Raw genomic sequence first — 18,809 nt, 5'->3', positions numbered from 1 at the left:
AGTGTTAATGGCTGCTGAACTGCTCATCAATGTTACGCCTTCTGAAACACGTGTTGCTTACCTCGATAATGGCATTCTGCAAGAAATTCATATCGAGCGAGAAGCGAAAAGAGGGATTGTCGGGAATATCTACAAAGGTCGCGTGAGCCGTGTACTGCCTGGTATGCAAGCGGCCTTTGTGGATATTGGCTTAGACAAATCTGCGTTTCTCCATGCTTCCGACATTATGCCGCACACTGAATGTGTAGCGGGGGAGGAGCAGAAAAAGTTCCATGTTAAAAATATTTCTGAATTAGTTCGGCCTGGCCAAGACTTGGTGGTGCAAGTTGTTAAAGATCCTCTTGGGACCAAAGGGGCGAGGCTCACCACCGATATCACACTGCCCTCCCGCTATCTTGTTTTTATGCCTGGGGCGTCCCATGTGGGAGTTTCTCAGCGAATTGAAAGTGAGTCGGAACGTGCACGTCTTAAGCAGGCGGTTAATCAATATTGTGACGAACAGGGCGGCTTTATCATCCGTACCGCTGCGGAAGGGATTAGTGATAACGAACTGGCACGTGATGCGGCCTTTTTAAAGCGCTTATGGGCTAAGGTGTGTAAGCGTAAAAAGCGAAATCAGACGCGGATCAAACTTTATGGAGAGATTGCCCTGGCGGCACGCGTATTGCGCGATTTCGTTGAAGCACCGCTTGACCATATTCGTGTCGATTCGAAGGCGACATATGAAAAGCTGTTAGAATTCACGGCCGAATATGTTCCTGAACTTACCGAAAAACTAGAGCACTATAGCGAAAAGCAGCCGATCTTCGATCTCTTCGATGTAGAGAATGAAATTCAACGGGCGATGGATCGAAAAGTGGCGTTGAAGTCTGGCGGCTACCTCATTATTGATCAGACGGAAGCGATGACCACTGTTGATATTAATACCGGGGCATTTGTTGGTCATCGTAATCTTGAAGAAACGATTTTTAATACGAATATTGAAGCGACGCAAGTCATTGCGCGACAACTACGGTTGCGTAATTTAGGCGGTATCATCATTATCGATTTCATTGATATGAGTAACGAGGAACATCGTCGGCGAGTGTTGCATACGCTAGAAAGTGCGATGAGTAAGGACAGGGTGAAAAGCAGTATTAACGGTTTCTCATCGTTAGGACTGGTTGAAATGACGCGTAAGCGTACGCGCGAAAGCTTAGAACATATTTTATGTGGAAAGTGCCCGACCTGCCAAGGGCGAGGCAGTGTCAAAACAGCCGATACCGTCTGCTATGAGATCATGCGTGAGATTGTGCGCGTGCACCATAGCTACGACTCTGACAGCTATTTGGTCTATGCGTCGCCCAGAGTCTGTGAGGCGTTAAAAAATGAAGAAGCCCATGCATTGGCGGAAGTCGAAATCTTTTTAGGTAAACAGGTCAAAGTACAAGTCGAACCTCTCTATACACCAGAGCAGTTTGACGTAGTACTAATGTAATAGCAGTCGATGGAGTGAGGGGACAGTGAGCAGGCTATCGCAATGGATGTTACGGATAATTACCGCGCTGATCGTAATTGCGGCACTTTTTGTGACGGCATTACGTTTGGCTATGCCTTACATGGACCATTATCGCACGCAACTTCTTAATGCCGCTTCTGCAGCAACGGGTATTCATTTCTCAGCAGCTAAACTACAAGGTGAGTGGAAAAGCTTTGGTCCAACGCTAGATGTCGATAATTTCTCAGCCGAGTTGGCCGATGGCGGCAAGCTACATATAAAGAAAGTGACTTTAGCCCTTGATATATGGCAATCGCTGTTCCACGCAAACTTACAATTTCGTGATCTGACTTTTTGGCAGTTACATTTCTCTGTGCAGCAATTCTCACAAAAAGAGTCCTCCCCGCATACTGGTTACGACAGTAATAAAGTTAAGAATCTATTTTTACAGCGCTTCGACCACTTTATTCTTCGTGAAAGTACTCTCGATTTCCCTTCTCCCTCTGGGCAGCGTGTAACGCTGAATATTCCTACACTGACCTGGTTTAATGAAGGCAAGTTACATCGGGCAGAAGGATTAGTGAACCTGAGCAGTTTTACGGGTCAGCATGGCACCGCACAATTACGGGTTAACTTACACGATAAGCAACAGTTACTCGATAAAGGCACCATCTGGATTAAAGTCGATGATATTGATGCCAAACCTTGGTTAGGTAATTGGGTCAATAAGAATACCAACTTAAAAAAAGCCCATCTTAGTTTGATGGTTTGGCTTAACCTCGCAGAGGGTACGTTATCCTCTGGTGACGTCATCATCAATCACGGTGATGCCGAATGGCAGGAAGCTAATCAAAGTGCCCACCAGTTACAGCTCACGCAGCTTTCGGCTAAGTTATCTCGCGTCGGCAAAGGCTTTGTTTTATCACTTCCCGATACGGGGATCACCATTGATAAGACGCGGTGGCCGCGAGGAAGCTTAGCATTGAATTGGCAAGCTGATAGTGAACAGCCTTGGCTACCGGCAGAAAACTCAGTGGTCAGAGTCCGTGCGGCTAATATTGATCTGGCACGACTTACCCCGCTGGTGCCACTGATATCTCCCCTACAGTCTACCTATGCCAAGCTTTGGCAGCAGGCAAATCCTCAAGGGCGTTTTACACGCCTTGCAGCCGATATTCCACTACAAGATGTTAAGCAAACCCGCATTGCCGCGCAGTGGCATGAGCTGAAATGGCAAGCTTTTCAGAAGCTCCCTGCGGTAACAGGGCTTTCTGGCTGGTTGACAGGGGGAATGGAGCAAGGCGAAACACAGCTGGAATTAGGTCAACAAACGTTGGCTTCTCAGGGACAATTACAGGCACCGCTCGAACTCAAACATTTCTCCGGCGGTTTCTTGTGGAAAAGAGATGACAACAGTCTGTTCCTCTCTGGGCAACATATTCAGGTTAGCGCGAAATCTGTCGCCGCCAGTGGGGACTTTTCGTATCAACAGTCGGATAAGCACCCGCCAAATTTACAGATTTTAGCTGGGATTAATGCGACGGATGGTGCGGATGCTTGGCGTTATTTCCCAATAAAAATCATGCCAAAAGGCTTAGTGCACTACCTAAGTACCGCTATTCAAGGCGGTAAGGCAAAAGATGCCACCTTAGTCTTTGCGGGGAACCCTCATCAATTTCCCTTTATCCATAATGAGGGGACTTTTCAGGTTACCGTGCCGTTAAAACAGGCGACTTTTGCTTTTCAGCCTGGATGGCCGGCGTTATCCCCTCTCGATATAGAATTGAACTTCGTGAATAACGGGTTATGGATGAAGGCAGCTGCTATCCGTTTAGGTAATGTCCCCGTGACACAGGTAACGGCCAATATTCCCGATTATCATAGGGAACAGTTACTGATCGATGGCGATATCCGGGGGCAAGGCGAAGATATTCATCGTTATATGAAACAGACGCCTTTAACCAATAGTGTTGGGCGTGCATTAGACCAACTCAAGGTTAACGGCGAGGTTTATGGACACTTAGGGTTGACCATCCCGCTGGATGGAAAAGAGGTGGTTGCGAAGGGAGACGTTAATTTACAGAATAATCAATTAACTATCGTGCCGTTACAAACGCAAATGAAAGGTGTCACGGGTCGATTTACTTACAATAATGGAAGATTGCAGAGTACCCCGATATCGGCACAGTGGTTTGGGCAGCCAATTAATGTTGCTTTCTCAACAGAAGAAAAGGCCGAACAGTTTGCAATTGATGTTCAGGCGAACGGTAATTGGGCTTTTGAAAAAATTAATGCTCTCCCTAAAACGTTGCATCAGCAGTTTTCGGGAAGGTTACCTTGGCGTAGCCACGTGACGATAGCGCTTCCTCACCACGGTGAGACATCCTACCGTGTTAAGGTGGTCAGTGATGCGACAAGGGTAAGCGGTAAACTACCGGAAGCATTAGGTATAGGAAAAAAATCTTTCCCTATCAATATCGATGCCACGGGCAATTTATCGACACTACAGGTATTGGGGGCGATAGATAATCAACAACGGTTTACGACCCAGTGGAAGCTGTCGCCTAAATTGGCGCTAGAAAAAGGGCAATGGACGAGCCAAGCCGATGAGCATCCGTCATTACCTTTGCAGTCGGTCATGGATATACGTCTACCCGCCTTAGATGGCGATAAGTTTACTGCGGCATTAGAAAAGCTTCCCTCTATGGCATCCAGCTCATCGAGAAAAACTGAGCAACCCCGTTCGACGACGCAAACTTGGCAGACGCATGTTCCTTTTGGACTGCCTGCAACATTACAGGCAACGACTCCAACGTTAGCCCTTTATGGACAACAATGGCGTAACCTAAGCCTTAAGGTACAACAGTTACTTTCAAAGCCGCATATATCAGTGAACAGTGATGAGGCCCGAGGTAACTTACAGGTTAGGCAGGGCCAGCCTTGGTTGCTAAACGTCGACTACCTCTACTATAACCCACAGTTCCCGGCCACCGGTGCGCTACAACAGGTCGCACAGCCCATGCAGGCAAATCAGATTGATTTCAGCCAATGGCCACAGCTTGATGCGACCTGTACATCCTGTTGGTTTGCCGGACAGAATTTTGGTCAAATTAAAGGAAAATTTAGCGTTAATCAGAAAACGTTAACCTTGCGCGATGGCACTATTGATACTGGCCGCAGTCGGTTATCAGTGATGGGAGAGTGGAATAATGTTCCTGGCCAAGAGCGCACTGCACTCAAAGGGCATTTACACACCGACAATCTTGCCGATGCAGCCCATTGGTTTGGTGTAGAGGTTCCGGTTAGTGATACTCCGCTGCAGCTCGGTTATGACCTGCATTGGAAAGATGTACCTTGGCAGCCCTCAGCTCAGACATTAAGTGGGTTACTGACGTTACATGCCGGAAAGGGGGCTTTCCGACATGTCGAGACGGGGACTGCTGGACAAGTCCTGCGTTTGTTAAGCATTGATGCGCTGCTGCGGAAAGTTAGCTTCGATTTTAGAGGAACCTTTGATAGCGGCTTCTACTACGATAGCATCACTGGAACAGCGTGGATGGATAAAGGGATATTACATACTGAAAATCTTAATATCGATGGCTTAGAAGCAGATATTGGTATGCATGGTGATGTGAATTTTACTAATCGCCAGTTTGACCTCTTGGCAACTGTTGCTCCTGAAATCTCGGTACCAGTGGGTGTTGCCGCGGCCTTTGCTATAAACCCTATTGTTGGCGCTTCAGTGGTTGTGGCAAGTAAGGTATTGTCCCCCATCTGGAGTAAAATATCGTTATTACGCTACAGTATCACTGGACCGATGGGCAAACCGGAAGTCAAAGAAGTCCTGCGTAAGTGAAGAATGAAAAAAGCCAAAACGAGTGAATATCTCGATGGCGCTAATTAAAAGCGAGAATTTATGAAACTGAACCTGGTTAGCGAGCATTTACTAACTCAAAATACTATTACGCACCATGATCTCTCACGGGTACTCAGCCAGCTTTCAGAGCGTCAATTGGACTACGGTGATCTCTATTTTCAGTCCAGCATGCATGAATCATGGGGACTTGAGGATAACATCATCAAAGAAGGGTCTTGGCATATTGATCAAGGGGTTGGTATTCGCGCCATCAGTGGCGAGAAAACCGGTTTTGCTTACGCAGATCAATTGACTTTAAAGGCCCTCGAACAGAGTGCTGGTGCAGCACGCAGTATTGTTCAAGAGCAAGGTGATGGAAAAGTGCGGACCTTAGCGGCGGTTGAGCACAATGCATTATACGCTGCGGTTAACCCGTTAGATAGTTTGACTCGCGAAGATAAAATTGCGCTGCTGCACCGCGTGAATCGCGTTGCGCGTGATGCTGACCCACGGGTTCAAGAGGTAAGTGCTCACTTATCCGGTGTTTACGAAGAAGTTCTTATTGCGGCCACCGATGGCACGTTTGCGGCAGATATTCGACCACTGGTTCGCTTATCAATCAGCGTACAAGTTGAGGACAAAGGGAAACGCGAGCATGGTTCTTGTGGCGGTGGTGGACGCACTGGCTATGAATTTTTCTTACTTGATGATCAAGGCGAAACCCGCTGTGATGGTTGGGCAAAGGAAGCGGTAAGAATGGCGTTGGTCAACCTTTCCGCTATCGCGGCCCCGGCTGGCACGCTACCGGTTGTGCTGGGCGCAGGGTGGCCCGGCGTATTACTCCATGAAGCAGTTGGCCACGGATTAGAAGGTGACTTTAACCGCCGTGGTACGTCGATGTTCAGTGGACAAATGGGGCAGCCTGTGGCGTCGGAACTTTGTACCGTCGTGGATGATGGAACGTTAAGTGGGCTACGTGGCTCGATCGCTATCGACGATGAAGGGGTTCCTGGCCAATACAATGTATTGATTGAAAAGGGTATCCTGAAAGGTTTTATCCAAGATAAATTGAACGCGCGCTTGATGGGGCTTCCTCCAACGGGTAATGGCCGCCGCGAATCTTATGCACATCTTCCTATGCCTAGGATGACAAACACTTATATGCTGGCGGGTCAATCGACGCCACAAGAGATCATTGAAAGTGTTGATTACGGTATTTACGCCCCCAATTTTGGTGGCGGTCAAGTTGACATCACGTCAGGAAAATTTGTTTTCTCAACGTCGGAAGCGTACCTAATTGAAAAAGGTAAGATCACCTCGCCGGTAAAAGGGGCAACTCTGATTGGCTCTGGTATTGAAGCGATGCAGCAAATCTCGATGGTCGGCAACGATCTCGCCCTTGATAAAGGTGTTGGGGTTTGCGGCAAAGAGGGACAAAGTGTCCCAGTAGGCGTGGGACAACCAACGCTGAAACTCGACCGCTTGACCGTTGGCGGAACGGCTTAAGCGATTTAAAGGTAGCGTAAAGCTACCTTTTGCTTAAAAAGAGTTCGTAGCGCGTGGCCATTTCTTTGAAATACTCAGTCAGTAAAGATAAACAGATTTGGACTTTAAGCGGCAGCTTATCCTTTTCTGTATAGAGGGCATGCACTGGCCGCGGCTTCGAGCTATATTCGGGCAGTAAAATACTAATATTCCCCTGTTTGACTTCATCCATCACCCACATCATAGGCATATAAGCGATACCTGCCCCCGATTTGAGCCAATGCACTAAGGTTTGCGGATCATTCGTGGCGAAGCGGCCGCGAAGAGAAAGGTGAATGAGCTCGCCATCTGGAGCAGTGAGTTCCATTTCATTATAGGGCGACAAGGTATATTCCAACCAAGAGAGCGACGCAAGCTCACTATGATGAGTAGGAAGAGAGATTTGACTGAGATACTCTTTGCTGGCGCAAATCACCATTGGCATAGCGCCAATCTGACGTGAAAAGAGCGTTGAATTCTCTAAGTGACCCGTCCTCAGCACTAGATCTAAGCCGTGTGTGATCAAATCGGGGGTGGGATTATCGGTAATCAGGTCGATTTCGAGTCCGGGGTAATCTGCCAATAATTTCATGGCGATAGGTGCGAGAACATTTTGTGCCATCGTGGTGCTACAGCCAATACGCAATGTACCTACTAGCGTATTATTAAATTCAAATAACTGCTCGTGAACGCGGCTGGCTTCGTTGAGCATTCGCTGACAACCCAAATAATAGATCTTTCCCGCTTGCGTCATGCCGATACGGCGTGTACTGCGATTGAGGAGCTTAATATTAAGTTCACCTTCTAAGCGGGAGATAGTCTGTGAGATTGAAGAAACACTGACTTGCATCTGCTGTGCAACCGCGGTAAATGAACCCAGTTCGACAACTTTGGCAAACACGGCCATTCGTTTTAATCGTTCCATTATTAACTCTGAGTTAAAAGTGATTTAGTTCACAAAGTATAGAAAATTATCGCAGAGACAAGTTACTATAGCGTTATTAATAGAAATTTATTTTTCTATTCTCGCATCGTCGTCTCTGTCTGTAGTGATTTTTTGGTTCGGTTCCTGATGGGTAATGGCACGGTTTTCATTACCTTTGAACCGAATAAGTCGCCATTATGGATCTTAAAGCTTTCCAGTAACCCATGCCGAGTGGCTCGCTGGCTATTGTGTTAAAGGATTTTACATGAGTGTGCATCCAGTTTTGGTGATATTTGGGCTCTCATTTCCACCTATTTTTATTGAGCTTATCTTATCTCTCATTGTGTTTTGGCTAGTCAAAAAAGTGCTCACACCAACCGGTATCTATGATTTGGTTTGGCACCCCTCCCTAGTCAATACCGCCCTTTACTGCTGTGTGTTTTATCTCGTTTCGAGTTTAATAGTCTGAGGTTTCAGTGAAAACGTTAATAAAAAAAGTGGCCCGCTACGCGATTACCGTTGTGTTAGTGATTGTCGCCATTGTGATTGTTTTTCGTACATGGGTGTATTATACCGAATCCCCTTGGACGCGTGACGCAAAATTCTCTGCAGACGTGGTCGCTATTGCGCCTGACGTAACGGGTTTGATCACACAAGTGAATGTTCACGATAACCAATATGTTAAGCAAGGGGAGATACTGTTTGAGATCGACCGCCCACGCTTTAAAGAAGCCTTAGATGAAGCACAAGCCGACGTTGATTATTACCAAGCCGTTGTCGCCGAGAAACGACGTGAAGCCGCACGGCGCAATCAATTGAGTACCGTAGCGTTATCACGCGAAGCGGTTGAGCAAGCGAACAACGACCTTCAAACCAGTGAACATCAACTCGCGAAAGCAGCTGCAGTAAGGGATCTGGCTCAGCTTGATCTTGTCCGTGCAACGGTTAAAGCACCGGCAGATGGCTGGATCACTAACTTAAATGTTTATGGTGGCGAATTTATTAGCCGAGGTTCCGTCGCCGTTGCCTTAGTGAAAGAGCACACCTTCTATGTAACAGCCTATCTTGAAGAGACTAAGCTGCACGCAGTACGCCCTGGTTTGCGCGCAGAAATTACGCCTTTGGGCAGTAATTTAACACTGCGTGGCACGGTTGAAAGTGTTGCAGCAGGGGTCACCAACAGTAGTAGCAGTAACGATAGCAAAGGGATGGCCAGTGTTGATTCTAACTTGGAATGGGTGCGCTTAGCGCAGCGTGTGCCGGTCCGTATCCATCTCGATGAACAAGTGAGTAATCGCTTCCCGGCGGGAACGACTGCGACAGTAATTATTACAGGCGAAAAAGATCGTCTTGATCGTGAGCCTTCCCCTCTGGAGAAGTTGACTAACCGACTGCGCGAATTTGGATAATCTGGAGGCGGTATGATTCAGTTCTTACGCTTCCCAGTTAAATTAACGTTTGCTGTTTTGTTAGCGATGTTACTGGGGTTCTATTTTAATTTAGAAACCCCACGTTGGGCGGTGATGACCGCCGGTATTGTGGCGGGTGGACAAGCCTTTGCTGCAGGAGGGGATCCTTATTCCGGCGCACTGCGTTACCGTGGATTATTACGTATTATTGGTACCTTTCTTGGTTGTATCGCGGCGTTAGCTATCGTGATGACGACGATCAGAGCACCGATGGTTATGTTGTTTCTCAGCTGTCTTTGGGCGGGATTTTGTGTGTGGATCTCGTCGCTGGTCAAAGTGGATAACTCTTACGCTTTCGGCTTGGCTGGCTACACAGCGTTAATCATTATTATCTCTTCTAATGCATCGGGTTCTATGGAGTTGATGCCTCGGTTAGCGGTTGAACGCTGCAGCGAGATTTTTATCGGTATTATTTGTGCGATATTATCGGACACCTTTTTATCTCCTCGTTCGATCAAACGCGTAATTGACCAAGAAGTAGACCAACTCCTGTTAGCACAGTATCAATTGCTACAATTGTGCGTGGGTCGAGGTGAGAAAGAAGATATTGATAAAGCCTGGAGTAGCTTAGTCGCGCGCAGCAGTGCCTTTGGCGGCATGCGCAGTCAGTTGAAAATGGAATCCTCGCATTGGCAAAACAGTAGTCGTCGTTTGAAAATGTTAAATACGCTCTCTTTAACGATGATTACCCATTCAACGGAAACCTACTTAAATCTACAGGCTCATCCTGAATACCTCTCTAGCGCGTTTGTTGAAGTGATCGAGCAGAAAGTCGACACTATTAGTGACCTGCGTAATAAAGTCCGTGAATTGCGTAAGCTTTTCAATGAATATCCGGCGGCATCCGTTCCTTTGGCGCTCTCAACCTGGGTGAGTGCGGCTTCAGAATATCTCTTATTATCAAAAGGAATACGTAGCAACGTTAGAATCAATGGCACAGAAGAGGTGATTCTTCGCCGTGAAGTGATCGTTGCGCCACGGTCAGCAGAAACCCATCATGCGATGATTAACGGAATTCGTACCTTCGTTGCGACGTTTTCTGGGGTATTATTCTGGCTCTATTCCGGCTGGAATGCGGGAAGTGGCTGTATGATTATGTTGGCAGTGGTTACCGGGTTGGCTATGCGAATTCCCAACCCGCTGATGATGGCAAAAGATTTTCTCTATGGGATGACCGCAGCTTTCCCTATCGGTTTACTTTATTACGCCTATTTAATGCCAAATACGCAACAGAGTATTTTTTTACTCTGTCTCATTATCGGTGTCTTAACTTTTATAGCAGGCGTACTGATCCAACGTCGGCAAGTCGGGGCGTTGGGCGGATTTATCGGCACGCTAAACGTTATTGTGTTGAGTAACCCCATTACTTTTCCGATTGAGTCCTTTTTAGATAACGCTTTGGGTCAAATGATTGGGTGCTTCTTATCGTTGATGGTGATACTACTGATCAGGGATAAGTCAAAAGCCAAGACGGGACGTAAAATACTTAACCGTTTAATGTATGCGGCAGTGGCCTCATTAACCACAAACCCTTCTCGTCGTAGAGAAAACCATTTACCGGCACTTTACCAACAGCTGTTCATGTTGCTAAATATGTTTCCTGGCGATCTCAATAAATACCGCTTAGCCCTAACGCTGATTATTAGCCAGCAGCGACTGCGGAGCTTTGCGATCCCACCCAATCCCGTGTTATCTGATTTCCATCAGCAATTGCGTTTAACGGGTGATAAGGTGATTGCTGCTCACAGCGTAGAAAAGAAAGAGTATTACTACACGCGATTACTTAAAGAGTTAACGGTCTACGAACAGTTACTTGGTGAGCATCAGGCTTCCATTCCAATGCAAGAGTCGGTACACCGGTTAACGGATATTTTAACGCGTTACCAGTCAACGATGATCAATATCTAACCTTAAGACTGGCAGTCGACTTTTAGGTTGCCTGCCAGTTTACTTGCCCATAGCCGGGGCTAAAGTTCTTGTTCAAAGAGTGCGAGTACGGCGATATGGAGTTTTTTTACGGTAAACCCGCGAGAGGGCGTAATAAAGATTGTGTCGTCGCCCGCAATAGTGCCCAGAATCCCCTCTGACTTACCTAACGAATCCAACAAGCGAGCGATCAGTTGAGCTGCACCAGGACTGGTACGTATAACGACTAACGCGTCATTGTAGTCAATATCCGTCACTAAGTTTTTTAGCGGGCTGCTGGTGGTCGGAACACCTAATTCAGCGGGTAAACAATAGACCATCTCCATTTTGGCATTGCGTGTTCTGACCGCGCCAAATTTAGTCAGCATTCGCGACACTTTTGATTGGTTGATATTCTGAAACCCATCTTCTTGCAGTGCATGAACAATTTCACTTTGAGAGCTAAATTTTTCTTCTTTAAGAAGTGCCTTAAAGGCTCGTACCAGATCATCTTGTTTAGAAGGGGTTCGCATAAAAAACCTTTGAAATAGGGGAAGTGAGATTATTATGCATCTTGCTGAATTTTTATTCAATAATCTCTCTGAATAGAAAAATAACTTATAGAGAATTAATCTTAATAAGTGATCATACCAAGGGATTATATCCCATCTATAAATAAAAAAATGGTTGAATACTGCGTTTACACATCACGATACCACAAGACATACGGCAGGCATTTATGATACCTCCCTGAGTAAATCGATTTATTATTCATTAACTGATTGATCGATTACTAAGAGAAATGATTAGTCACTATCCTGTGGAAATTCTTGAATGGTGACAGGCAGTACTTTTTTCTGCCCTTGTCTAAGAATTTGTACATCGATAACTGAACCAGGGCGGATCTCTGCAACTTGATCCATCGTTTCTTGTGCTGAAACCGCGGGTTTTTTATTCACACTAAGCAGAAGATCATTCGCTTTTATTCCCGCCAATTCGGCTGGCCCCGTCACTTTAGTAACAATAATCCCTTGTAAATTTTCGTAGCTATTTCCTTGTTCATGCATCGGGGGAATTTCTCGTCCGGTGATACCTATAAAGCCTCGGATAACGCGGCCATCACGAATAAGTTTATTCATAATCTTAATCGCTAGCGGAGTTGGGATCGCGAATCCAATACCTTCAGGCGTTTCGCCATCATTACTCTTATCAAAGGTGAGTGTATTGATACCCATAAGCTCACCCAATGAGTTTATTAACGCCCCTCCCGAGTTACCTTGGTTGATTGAGGCATCAGTTTGTAGAAAATTCTGGCGTCCAGACGAACTCAAACCAACGCGCCCTGTGGCGCTAATAATGCCTTGGGTAACAGTTTGCCCAAGATTATAAGGATTACCTATAGCCATGACGACATCGCCAATATGGGGATTACGTTTATCGTTGATAGGGATAATTGGTAAGCTTGGTGCAGATATTTTGAGTACGGCCAGATCGGTCATGGCATCAGAACCGACCAGCGTTGCTTCGTAAAAGCGACCATCTTGTAATGCCACGATAATCTGATCGGCATTACTGATAACGTGACGATTAGTCAGAATATAACCGCGCTGGTTCATGATGACACCCGAACCCAAGGTGGTGAAGTCTCTCCGGCCTTGTGTCTGAGAATTACGGTTATAGACATTCACTACCGCCGGTGCTGCCCGACGTACACCCTGGCTGAAACTAAATACAGATTCTTGGGTATTAGCAGGTGTCTCATTATTCGAAAACAGTGCGCCACCGTTACGCAAAAAATGCATACCGAAAAGTAGAATTATGGCGACAACGAGGCCGATAAGCGCTGAACGAAGTAATTTAAATAACATGCTAATTAGATTGCCAAGGAGAGGTTGCTGCAGAATACCATGAGAAGGATAGGTACGCACCTCTGTACCTATCCTTATTGGGGGTTAGCGAAGCAGTAAAAAGAGATTATCTGTACCGCGCATGACACTCATGGCGATTACCGGGGGTTTGGTCGCTAAAATCTTATTCATCGCATCAAGGGAATCAACACGTTGGCGGTTAATTGCCGTAATGACGTCTCCAGTATGTAAACCGATCTGCTGGGCTGGGCTAGACGGGGTAACGCTGTCGACTTTGATGCCTTTTGCTTTACTCTGTGTCAACCCATCGCTGAATGCTGCACCTTGCAAGGCTGGAATATCGATAGTGGTTGGCGTCGCCTCTGACGTAGTTTGTTCCAAGGTCACTTCGGTATTAATCGATTTACCGTCACGCAGTAAAGTCAGCGTCACTTTATCGCCTGGAGCGCTGGTTCCCACCTTGACGCGAAGTTCGGCAAAACTGGTGATAGGTTTACCATTTAAGCCAGTGATAATGTCACCGGCTTTGATGCCTGCTTTCGCTGCAGCTGAGTGAGGTAAGACTTCAGCAACGAACGCACCACGTTGCACATCAACATGGAAAGCTTTCGCCATATCAGAAGACATCTCAGTGCCTTTCAGACCAAGTTGTCCGCGGGTAATTTTACCGTTTTTAATCAGTTGGTGGGCAAGGTTCATGGCCATATTGGAAGGGATGGCAAAGCCAATACCGATATTCCCTCCACTGGCTGCCAGAATGGCGGTATTGATCCCCACCAACTCACCTTTTAAGTTTACCAAAGCACCGCCAGAGTTCCCGCGGTTAATGGCCGCATCGGTCTGAATAAAATTCTCTAGGCCTTCAATATTTAAGCCGCTGCGTCCCAGTGCAGAAATGATCCCAGAGGTCGCCGTTTGCCCTAAACCATAAGGGTTACCAATCGCAACGGCAAAGTCGCCGACCTGTAATGCATCGGAATCCGCCACATTGATTGGCACTAAATTTTTAGCATTCTTAACTTGGATAAGGGCAATATCTGTCTGGCTATCATGACCGACCAGTTTCGCAGGGTACTCATTCCCATCACCTAACTGAACGGTTATTTTATCCGCGCCGTTAATCACATGATTATTAGTAAGAATGTAGCCATTTTTAGCGTCAATGATGACACCTGATCCTAAACCTTGAAACGGTGTTGGCTGTTGCGGTTGGGGAGTTTGGCCAAGAAAACGTTTTAAGGGCTCTGGAAGTTGCTGATCTTGACTTTCCGTCGTCGTACCACTGACTTGAACACTGACGACAGAAGGCAGCGTTTTAGCAAGCATTGGCGCGAGGGAAGGTAAGGGCTGATCACCAACTTGTGCAGGTAAAGTCGCATACGAAGCTGGTAGGTAAGCCATACCCAAGCTAATACTCAGCGCTATTGCTAGCGCTAAGGGGGTACGATTTTTTTTCATCATTGACCCTCAACGATTATTTATCAGTGTTAGAACTTCTTAGTAAGCCTGACGATTTTTCAGAGTAATCTCGCGGCATTTCCGCTAATCCATTATCAGATTCAGCGCTTTTTGCACTCTGCTGCCAAATGAACGGGTTACTTTGTGCCGCTTGCTCTGGTAATAATTCTTTAGTGGTGCTCGACATATGTTGATAAAGCTCTTGGTAATTCTGTGACATATTTTCGAGCAGTTCAGCACTACGAGTAAAGTGACCATTTAGTTCTTGTTTCAACTCTTTGAGTTCATCTTTGGTTTTTTCTAATTCGTACTGTAACGCGTGCTGATCACGCAGTTTACGGCTACCAAAACGTGTGATAACAACTCCAACGATTACGCCGACAATTAATCCGATAAGCCCATATTCCCAGGTCATAATGACTCCCATAATATCCGTTGTTCTAAGGGGACGACGATAAGCAATTACCTATTTTAGGTAAGATGCTAGTCGAAAATAGTTTACCTCACTATACCTGTTAATGCTCAGGATGTGGAATCCTGAGTTAACCTGGCGTACTGTATAGCGGTTTTCAACGTTGTGATTGTTGTCTTTGAATCTCTTAACGGTACCCACTATGCAAACCATTTCTCCACTGGCTCGTTACCAACAAGCACTTGAGCAGGGCGACTACCAGCCCGATGATGTACAAAAAGCCGCGGTAACTGAACTTGATAGTATCCAAAAAGCGTTAATCGCCCGTCAGCAAACGGGTACAATATCGACGGATAAAAAAGGGCTTTTAGGCCGCTTTTCAAAACTTTTCCAGCGTAGTGAGAGCAGCGAACAACCGGTTCAAGGCTTATATATGTGGGGAGGAGTGGGTCGAGGTAAAACCTGGATCATGGATATGTTTTACCAATCCGTTCCGGGCGACCGTAAATTACGGTTGCATTTCCATCGCTTTATGCTGCGGGTTCATGAGGAATTGAGCCAGCTACAAGGCCATAGTGATCCCTTGCTTATAATTGCCGAGCGCTTTCGCGAGCAGACGGATCTATTATGTTTTGATGAGTTTTTTGTCTCTGATATTACTGATGCTATGTTGCTTGGTACCTTAATGGAAGCGTTGTTTCAACAGGGAATTACCTTGGTGGCTACCTCGAATATCCCCCCCGACCAGCTCTATCGAAATGGATTGCAGCGCGCGCGCTTTTTACCTGCCATTGAGCAGATAAAGAAACATTGCCAAGTCATGAATGTTGATGCAGGAGTAGACTACCGCTTACGCGCACTTACGGCGGCTCATCTCTGGAAATCACCGCTTAACGACGAGACCCACGAAGCGATTGGGTCGCTATTCAAAAATCTCTCAGGGAGTGAGTTTGCGCAAGCTCCTTCACCGGTACTGGAGATTAATCACCGTGCCATGAAGACCGAGCATGTCGCGGAAGGTGTTCTAGCGATTCGATTTAGCGTGTTATGTGGTGAAAACCGCAGTCAACACGACTACATCGCGCTTTCTCAGCAGTTTCATACCGTTTTATTACTCGACGTACGGCAATTAACCCCCCAGACCGAAGATCACGCACGTCGATTTCTTGCAATGATAGATGAATTCTACGAAAGACATGTTAAACTTGTCGTTTCTGCGGAAGTGGCGTTGGAAGATATCTATCAAGGTAATCAATTGAAATTTGAATACCAACGTTGCTTATCTCGTCTTCAGGAGATGCAAAGCGAAGAGTATTTGCGCCTTCCTCATTTGCCGTAAGGCAGAAAACCGCGTGGAGTTGCGAATTAATGATAAAAGAAGTCGATTTTTGATGTCGACTTCTTTATAATCTTGCGACCCCACGTTACAACAAATGGTTTTATTCCCAAAAACCTTTGTGTTCCGGTAGTTCTATCCGAAGGGGTAGGCTTACTGGCAAAATGGTCGTGTGAGCCTCAACCGTTAATAGCGTTTGGGATTTCACCAACGTGTAACTTATATTTGGGTAAGCTTTTAGATGAAAACTTTTACAGCTAAACCAGAAACCGTCAAACGCGACTGGTATGTTGTTGACGCAACTGACAAAACCTTAGGTCGTTTAGCGACTGAACTGGCTCGTCGTCTGCGTGGTAAACATAAAGCGGAATTCACTCCGCACGTAGATACTGGTGATTACATCATCGTTCTTAACGCTGACAAAGTTGCTGTAACAGGTAACAAACGTAGCGACAAGATCTACTATCGCCACACTGGTCACATCGGTGGTATCAAGCAAGCGACCTTTGAAGAAATGATTGCTCGTGCTCCTGAGCGTGTCATTGAAACCGCGGTAAAAGGCATGCTGCCGAAAGGCCCTCTGGGCCGTGCAATGTTCCGTAAACTGAAAGTTTACGCGGGCAACGAGCACAACCATGCGGCACAGCAACCGCAAGTTCTGGACATTTAATCGGGATCAATGGCAATGGCTGAAACTCAAAACTACGGCACAGGTCGCCGCAAAAGCTCTTCCGCACGCGTCTTTATCAAGCCGGGTAGCGGAAACATCGTAATCAACCAACGCTCTTTAGAGCAATATTTCGGTCGTGAGACTGCACGCATGGTCGTGCGTCAACCTCTGGAACTGGTTGATTTGATTGGTAAATTAGATCTGTACATCACTGTTAAAGGTGGTGGTATTTCTGGTCAGGCAGGAGCGATCCGTCACGGTATCACTCGCGCTCTGATGGAATATGACGAATCTCTGCGTTCTGAACTACGTAAAGCGGGCTTTGTTACTCGTGATGCGCGTGAAGTTGAACGTAAGAAAGTCGGTCTGCGTAAAGCACGTCGTCGTCCACAGTTCTCTAAGCGTTAATTCATGGCTGCTCTGCAGCGATGTCTTTTCGAAAAAACCCGCTTCGGCGGGTTTTTTATTATCGTTAAACCGAGAAAAAACACTAAACAGTGATTGCCCGTTAACTGTTAATTATCACTTTTTCCTTACAAAACCTCATCAAATTATCGAAGTTAGCAGCAAGATCGAAAGGTTGCCCACAAAGGCTTCAATTTCTGGTAAACTATCGCGCAGTTTATGGTCTATTGTCTGCCATCCGTAATTTAGATGGTTAATCGCAGCTCTTATAAGTATATGTGGAGGTTTTCATGGCTGTCGCTGCCAACAAACGTTCGGTAATGACACTGTTTTCTGGACCCACTGATATCTATAGCCACCAAGTACGTATTGTGCTGGCTGAGAAAGGTGTGAGTGTAGAAATTGAACAGGTGGATAAGTCAAATCTTCCACAAGATCTGATCGATCTTAATCCGTATTGCACCGTTCCAACTTTAGTAGATCGTGAGCTGACGTTGTATCAGTCTCAAATTATTATGGAATATTTGGATGAGCGTTTCCCGCACCCACCATTGATGCCTGTCTACCCTGTTGCACGCGGTGAAAGTCGCTTGATGATGCACCGTATTGAACAAGACTGGTACAGCCTACTGTTCAAAATTGAACAAGGCTCGAGTGACGAAGCGGATGCAGCACGTAAACAATTACGTGAACAGCTACTGGCGATCGCACCGCTGTTTGCACGCACTCCTTATTTCTTAAGCGAAGAGTTTAGCTTAGTTGATTGCTATCTTGCACCACTGCTATGGCGTTTACCTTCATTAGGTGTCGACTTATCAGGAGCCGGCTCTAAAGATCTTAAAGGCTATATGAATCGTGTCTTTGAACGCGATTCATTCCTCGCTTCTCTTACAGAAGCTGAGCGTGAAATGCGTCTCTAACCGAGGCTTATACTTATGGATATGACAAATTTAACGGCGCGCCGTCCGTATTTACTGCGGGCATTCTATGATTGGTTGCTAGATAACGAGCTAACGCCGCATCTAGTGGTCGACATTAATCTTCCCGGTGTCGAAGTGCCTCTGGAATTTGCTCGCGATGGGCAAATCGTTCTTAACATTGCACCTCGTGCAGTGGGGAACTTGGAACTTGGCAATGAATATGTCAGTTTCAATGCGCGCTTTGGGGGCGTTCCACGTCAAGTATTTGTCCCTCTGGCTGCCGTCATGGCGCTCTATGCCCGTGAAAACGGCGCAGGGACCATGTTTGAACCTGAACCGCAATATGATGATGTAGAGGCCAACGTAGACCTTGAGGTCGCTCATGAGCCTAAGATGTCAGTTATTGATGGTGATGGTGAGACTGAGCATACCGATGGCGATGATGACGATACTCCTCCACCTAAAGGCGGTCGTCCAGCATTACGTGTCGTTAAATAATATCGGCAAAAAAAGAGCGCAATCATACAAAATGCCAGTCAGTTAACACTGACTGGCATTTTTTCGTTTAACCGATCCTTATCTGA

General features: G+C 46.3%; 16 protein-coding genes. 11 read left to right on the top strand and 5 right to left on the bottom strand.

Annotated features, from left to right (window positions below; translation table 11 throughout):
- The first annotated feature begins 7 nt into the window (after positions 1–7).
- From rng to tldD, 3 genes are read left to right on the top strand one after another with little or no spacing between them, the layout of a single operon-like run.
- Positions 8–1,477: a ribonuclease G gene (gene rng / locus HH682_RS09520; RefSeq protein WP_214237332.1), complete on the top strand. Its 1,470-nt coding sequence runs from the start codon at positions 8–10 to the stop codon at positions 1,475–1,477.
- Between the two features lie 25 nt (positions 1,478–1,502).
- Positions 1,503–5,333, top strand: coding sequence for an AsmA2 domain-containing protein YhdP (gene yhdP, locus HH682_RS09515; RefSeq protein ID WP_214237331.1), 3,831 nt, complete (start codon positions 1,503–1,505; stop codon positions 5,331–5,333).
- Positions 5,334–5,393: 60 nt separating this feature from the next.
- Positions 5,394–6,839: a metalloprotease TldD gene (tldD, locus tag HH682_RS09510; RefSeq protein WP_214237330.1), complete on the top strand. Its 1,446-nt coding sequence runs from the start codon at positions 5,394–5,396 to the stop codon at positions 6,837–6,839.
- Between the two features lie 22 nt (positions 6,840–6,861).
- Here the strand turns inward: tldD and aaeR are convergent, their stop codons facing one another.
- Positions 6,862–7,782, bottom strand: coding sequence for an HTH-type transcriptional activator AaeR (gene aaeR, locus HH682_RS09505; protein WP_214237329.1), 921 nt, complete (start codon positions 7,780–7,782; stop codon positions 6,862–6,864).
- 265 nt (positions 7,783–8,047) lie between these two features.
- Here aaeR and aaeX point away from each other — a divergent pair, with 265 nt between their 5' ends.
- From aaeX to aaeB, 3 genes are read left to right on the top strand one after another with little or no spacing between them, the layout of a single operon-like run.
- Complete coding sequence (gene aaeX / locus HH682_RS09500; RefSeq protein ID WP_214237328.1) at positions 8,048–8,251, top strand: p-hydroxybenzoic acid efflux pump operon protein AaeX; 204 nt, start codon at positions 8,048–8,050, stop codon at positions 8,249–8,251.
- Positions 8,252–8,258: 7 nt separating this feature from the next.
- Entirely contained in the window at positions 8,259–9,191 is a 933-nt protein-coding gene (gene aaeA, locus HH682_RS09495; protein WP_214237327.1) for a p-hydroxybenzoic acid efflux pump subunit AaeA, read from the top strand.
- Between the two features lie 12 nt (positions 9,192–9,203).
- On the top strand, positions 9,204–11,159 hold the full coding sequence (gene aaeB / locus HH682_RS09490; protein WP_214237326.1) for a p-hydroxybenzoic acid efflux pump subunit AaeB: 1,956 nt from the start codon (positions 9,204–9,206) through the stop codon (positions 11,157–11,159).
- A 59-nt stretch (positions 11,160–11,218) separates the two neighbouring features.
- Here aaeB and argR read toward each other — a convergent pair whose 3' ends face one another.
- The 4 genes from argR to zapG form a co-directional block, all read right to left on the bottom strand.
- Positions 11,219–11,689, bottom strand: a complete 471-nt coding sequence (gene argR / locus HH682_RS09485) for a transcriptional regulator ArgR (RefSeq protein WP_214237325.1) — start codon at positions 11,687–11,689, stop codon at positions 11,219–11,221.
- Positions 11,690–11,962: 273 nt separating this feature from the next.
- Positions 11,963–13,024, bottom strand: coding sequence for an outer membrane-stress sensor serine endopeptidase DegS (degS, locus tag HH682_RS09480; protein WP_214237368.1), 1,062 nt, complete (start codon positions 13,022–13,024; stop codon positions 11,963–11,965).
- Positions 13,025–13,108: 84 nt separating this feature from the next.
- Positions 13,109–14,485 carry a Do family serine endopeptidase gene (locus HH682_RS09475; RefSeq protein ID WP_275957710.1) on the bottom strand — a complete coding sequence of 459 codons (1,377 nt, stop codon included), beginning with the start codon at positions 14,483–14,485 and terminating at the stop codon, positions 13,109–13,111.
- Positions 14,486–14,498: 13 nt separating this feature from the next.
- On the bottom strand, positions 14,499–14,897 hold the full coding sequence (gene zapG, locus HH682_RS09470; protein WP_214237324.1) for a Z-ring associated protein ZapG: 399 nt from the start codon (positions 14,895–14,897) through the stop codon (positions 14,499–14,501).
- Positions 14,898–15,096: 199 nt separating this feature from the next.
- Between zapG and zapE the strand changes: the two genes are divergently transcribed.
- The 5 genes from zapE (at position 15,097) to sspB (ending at position 18,723) form a co-directional block, all read left to right on the top strand.
- The gene (gene zapE / locus HH682_RS09465; protein WP_214237323.1) at positions 15,097–16,233 is read left to right on the top strand and encodes a cell division protein ZapE; all 1,137 of its coding nucleotides are present in this window, start codon (positions 15,097–15,099) and stop codon (positions 16,231–16,233) included.
- A gap of 238 nt (positions 16,234–16,471) precedes the next feature.
- Positions 16,472–16,900, top strand: coding sequence for a 50S ribosomal protein L13 (gene rplM, locus HH682_RS09460; protein ID WP_214237322.1), 429 nt, complete (start codon positions 16,472–16,474; stop codon positions 16,898–16,900).
- Positions 16,901–16,915: 15 nt separating this feature from the next.
- Entirely contained in the window at positions 16,916–17,308 is a 393-nt protein-coding gene (gene rpsI, locus HH682_RS09455; protein ID WP_048911352.1) for a 30S ribosomal protein S9, read from the top strand.
- A gap of 287 nt (positions 17,309–17,595) precedes the next feature.
- Entirely contained in the window at positions 17,596–18,225 is a 630-nt protein-coding gene (sspA, locus tag HH682_RS09450; protein ID WP_214237321.1) for a stringent starvation protein SspA, read from the top strand.
- Between the two features lie 15 nt (positions 18,226–18,240).
- Positions 18,241–18,723 (top strand): ClpXP protease specificity-enhancing factor, encoded by a 483-nt coding sequence (sspB, locus tag HH682_RS09445; RefSeq protein ID WP_214237320.1) that lies wholly within the window; start codon positions 18,241–18,243, stop codon positions 18,721–18,723.
- The last annotated feature ends 86 nt before the right edge of the window (positions 18,724–18,809 follow it).

This window comes from Rosenbergiella gaditana (assembly GCF_018494065.1).
In the GTDB taxonomy this organism is placed as follows: Bacteria; Pseudomonadota; Gammaproteobacteria; order Enterobacterales; family Enterobacteriaceae; genus Rosenbergiella; species Rosenbergiella gaditana.
This window is presented reverse-complemented; position numbering and strand designations above follow the sequence as displayed.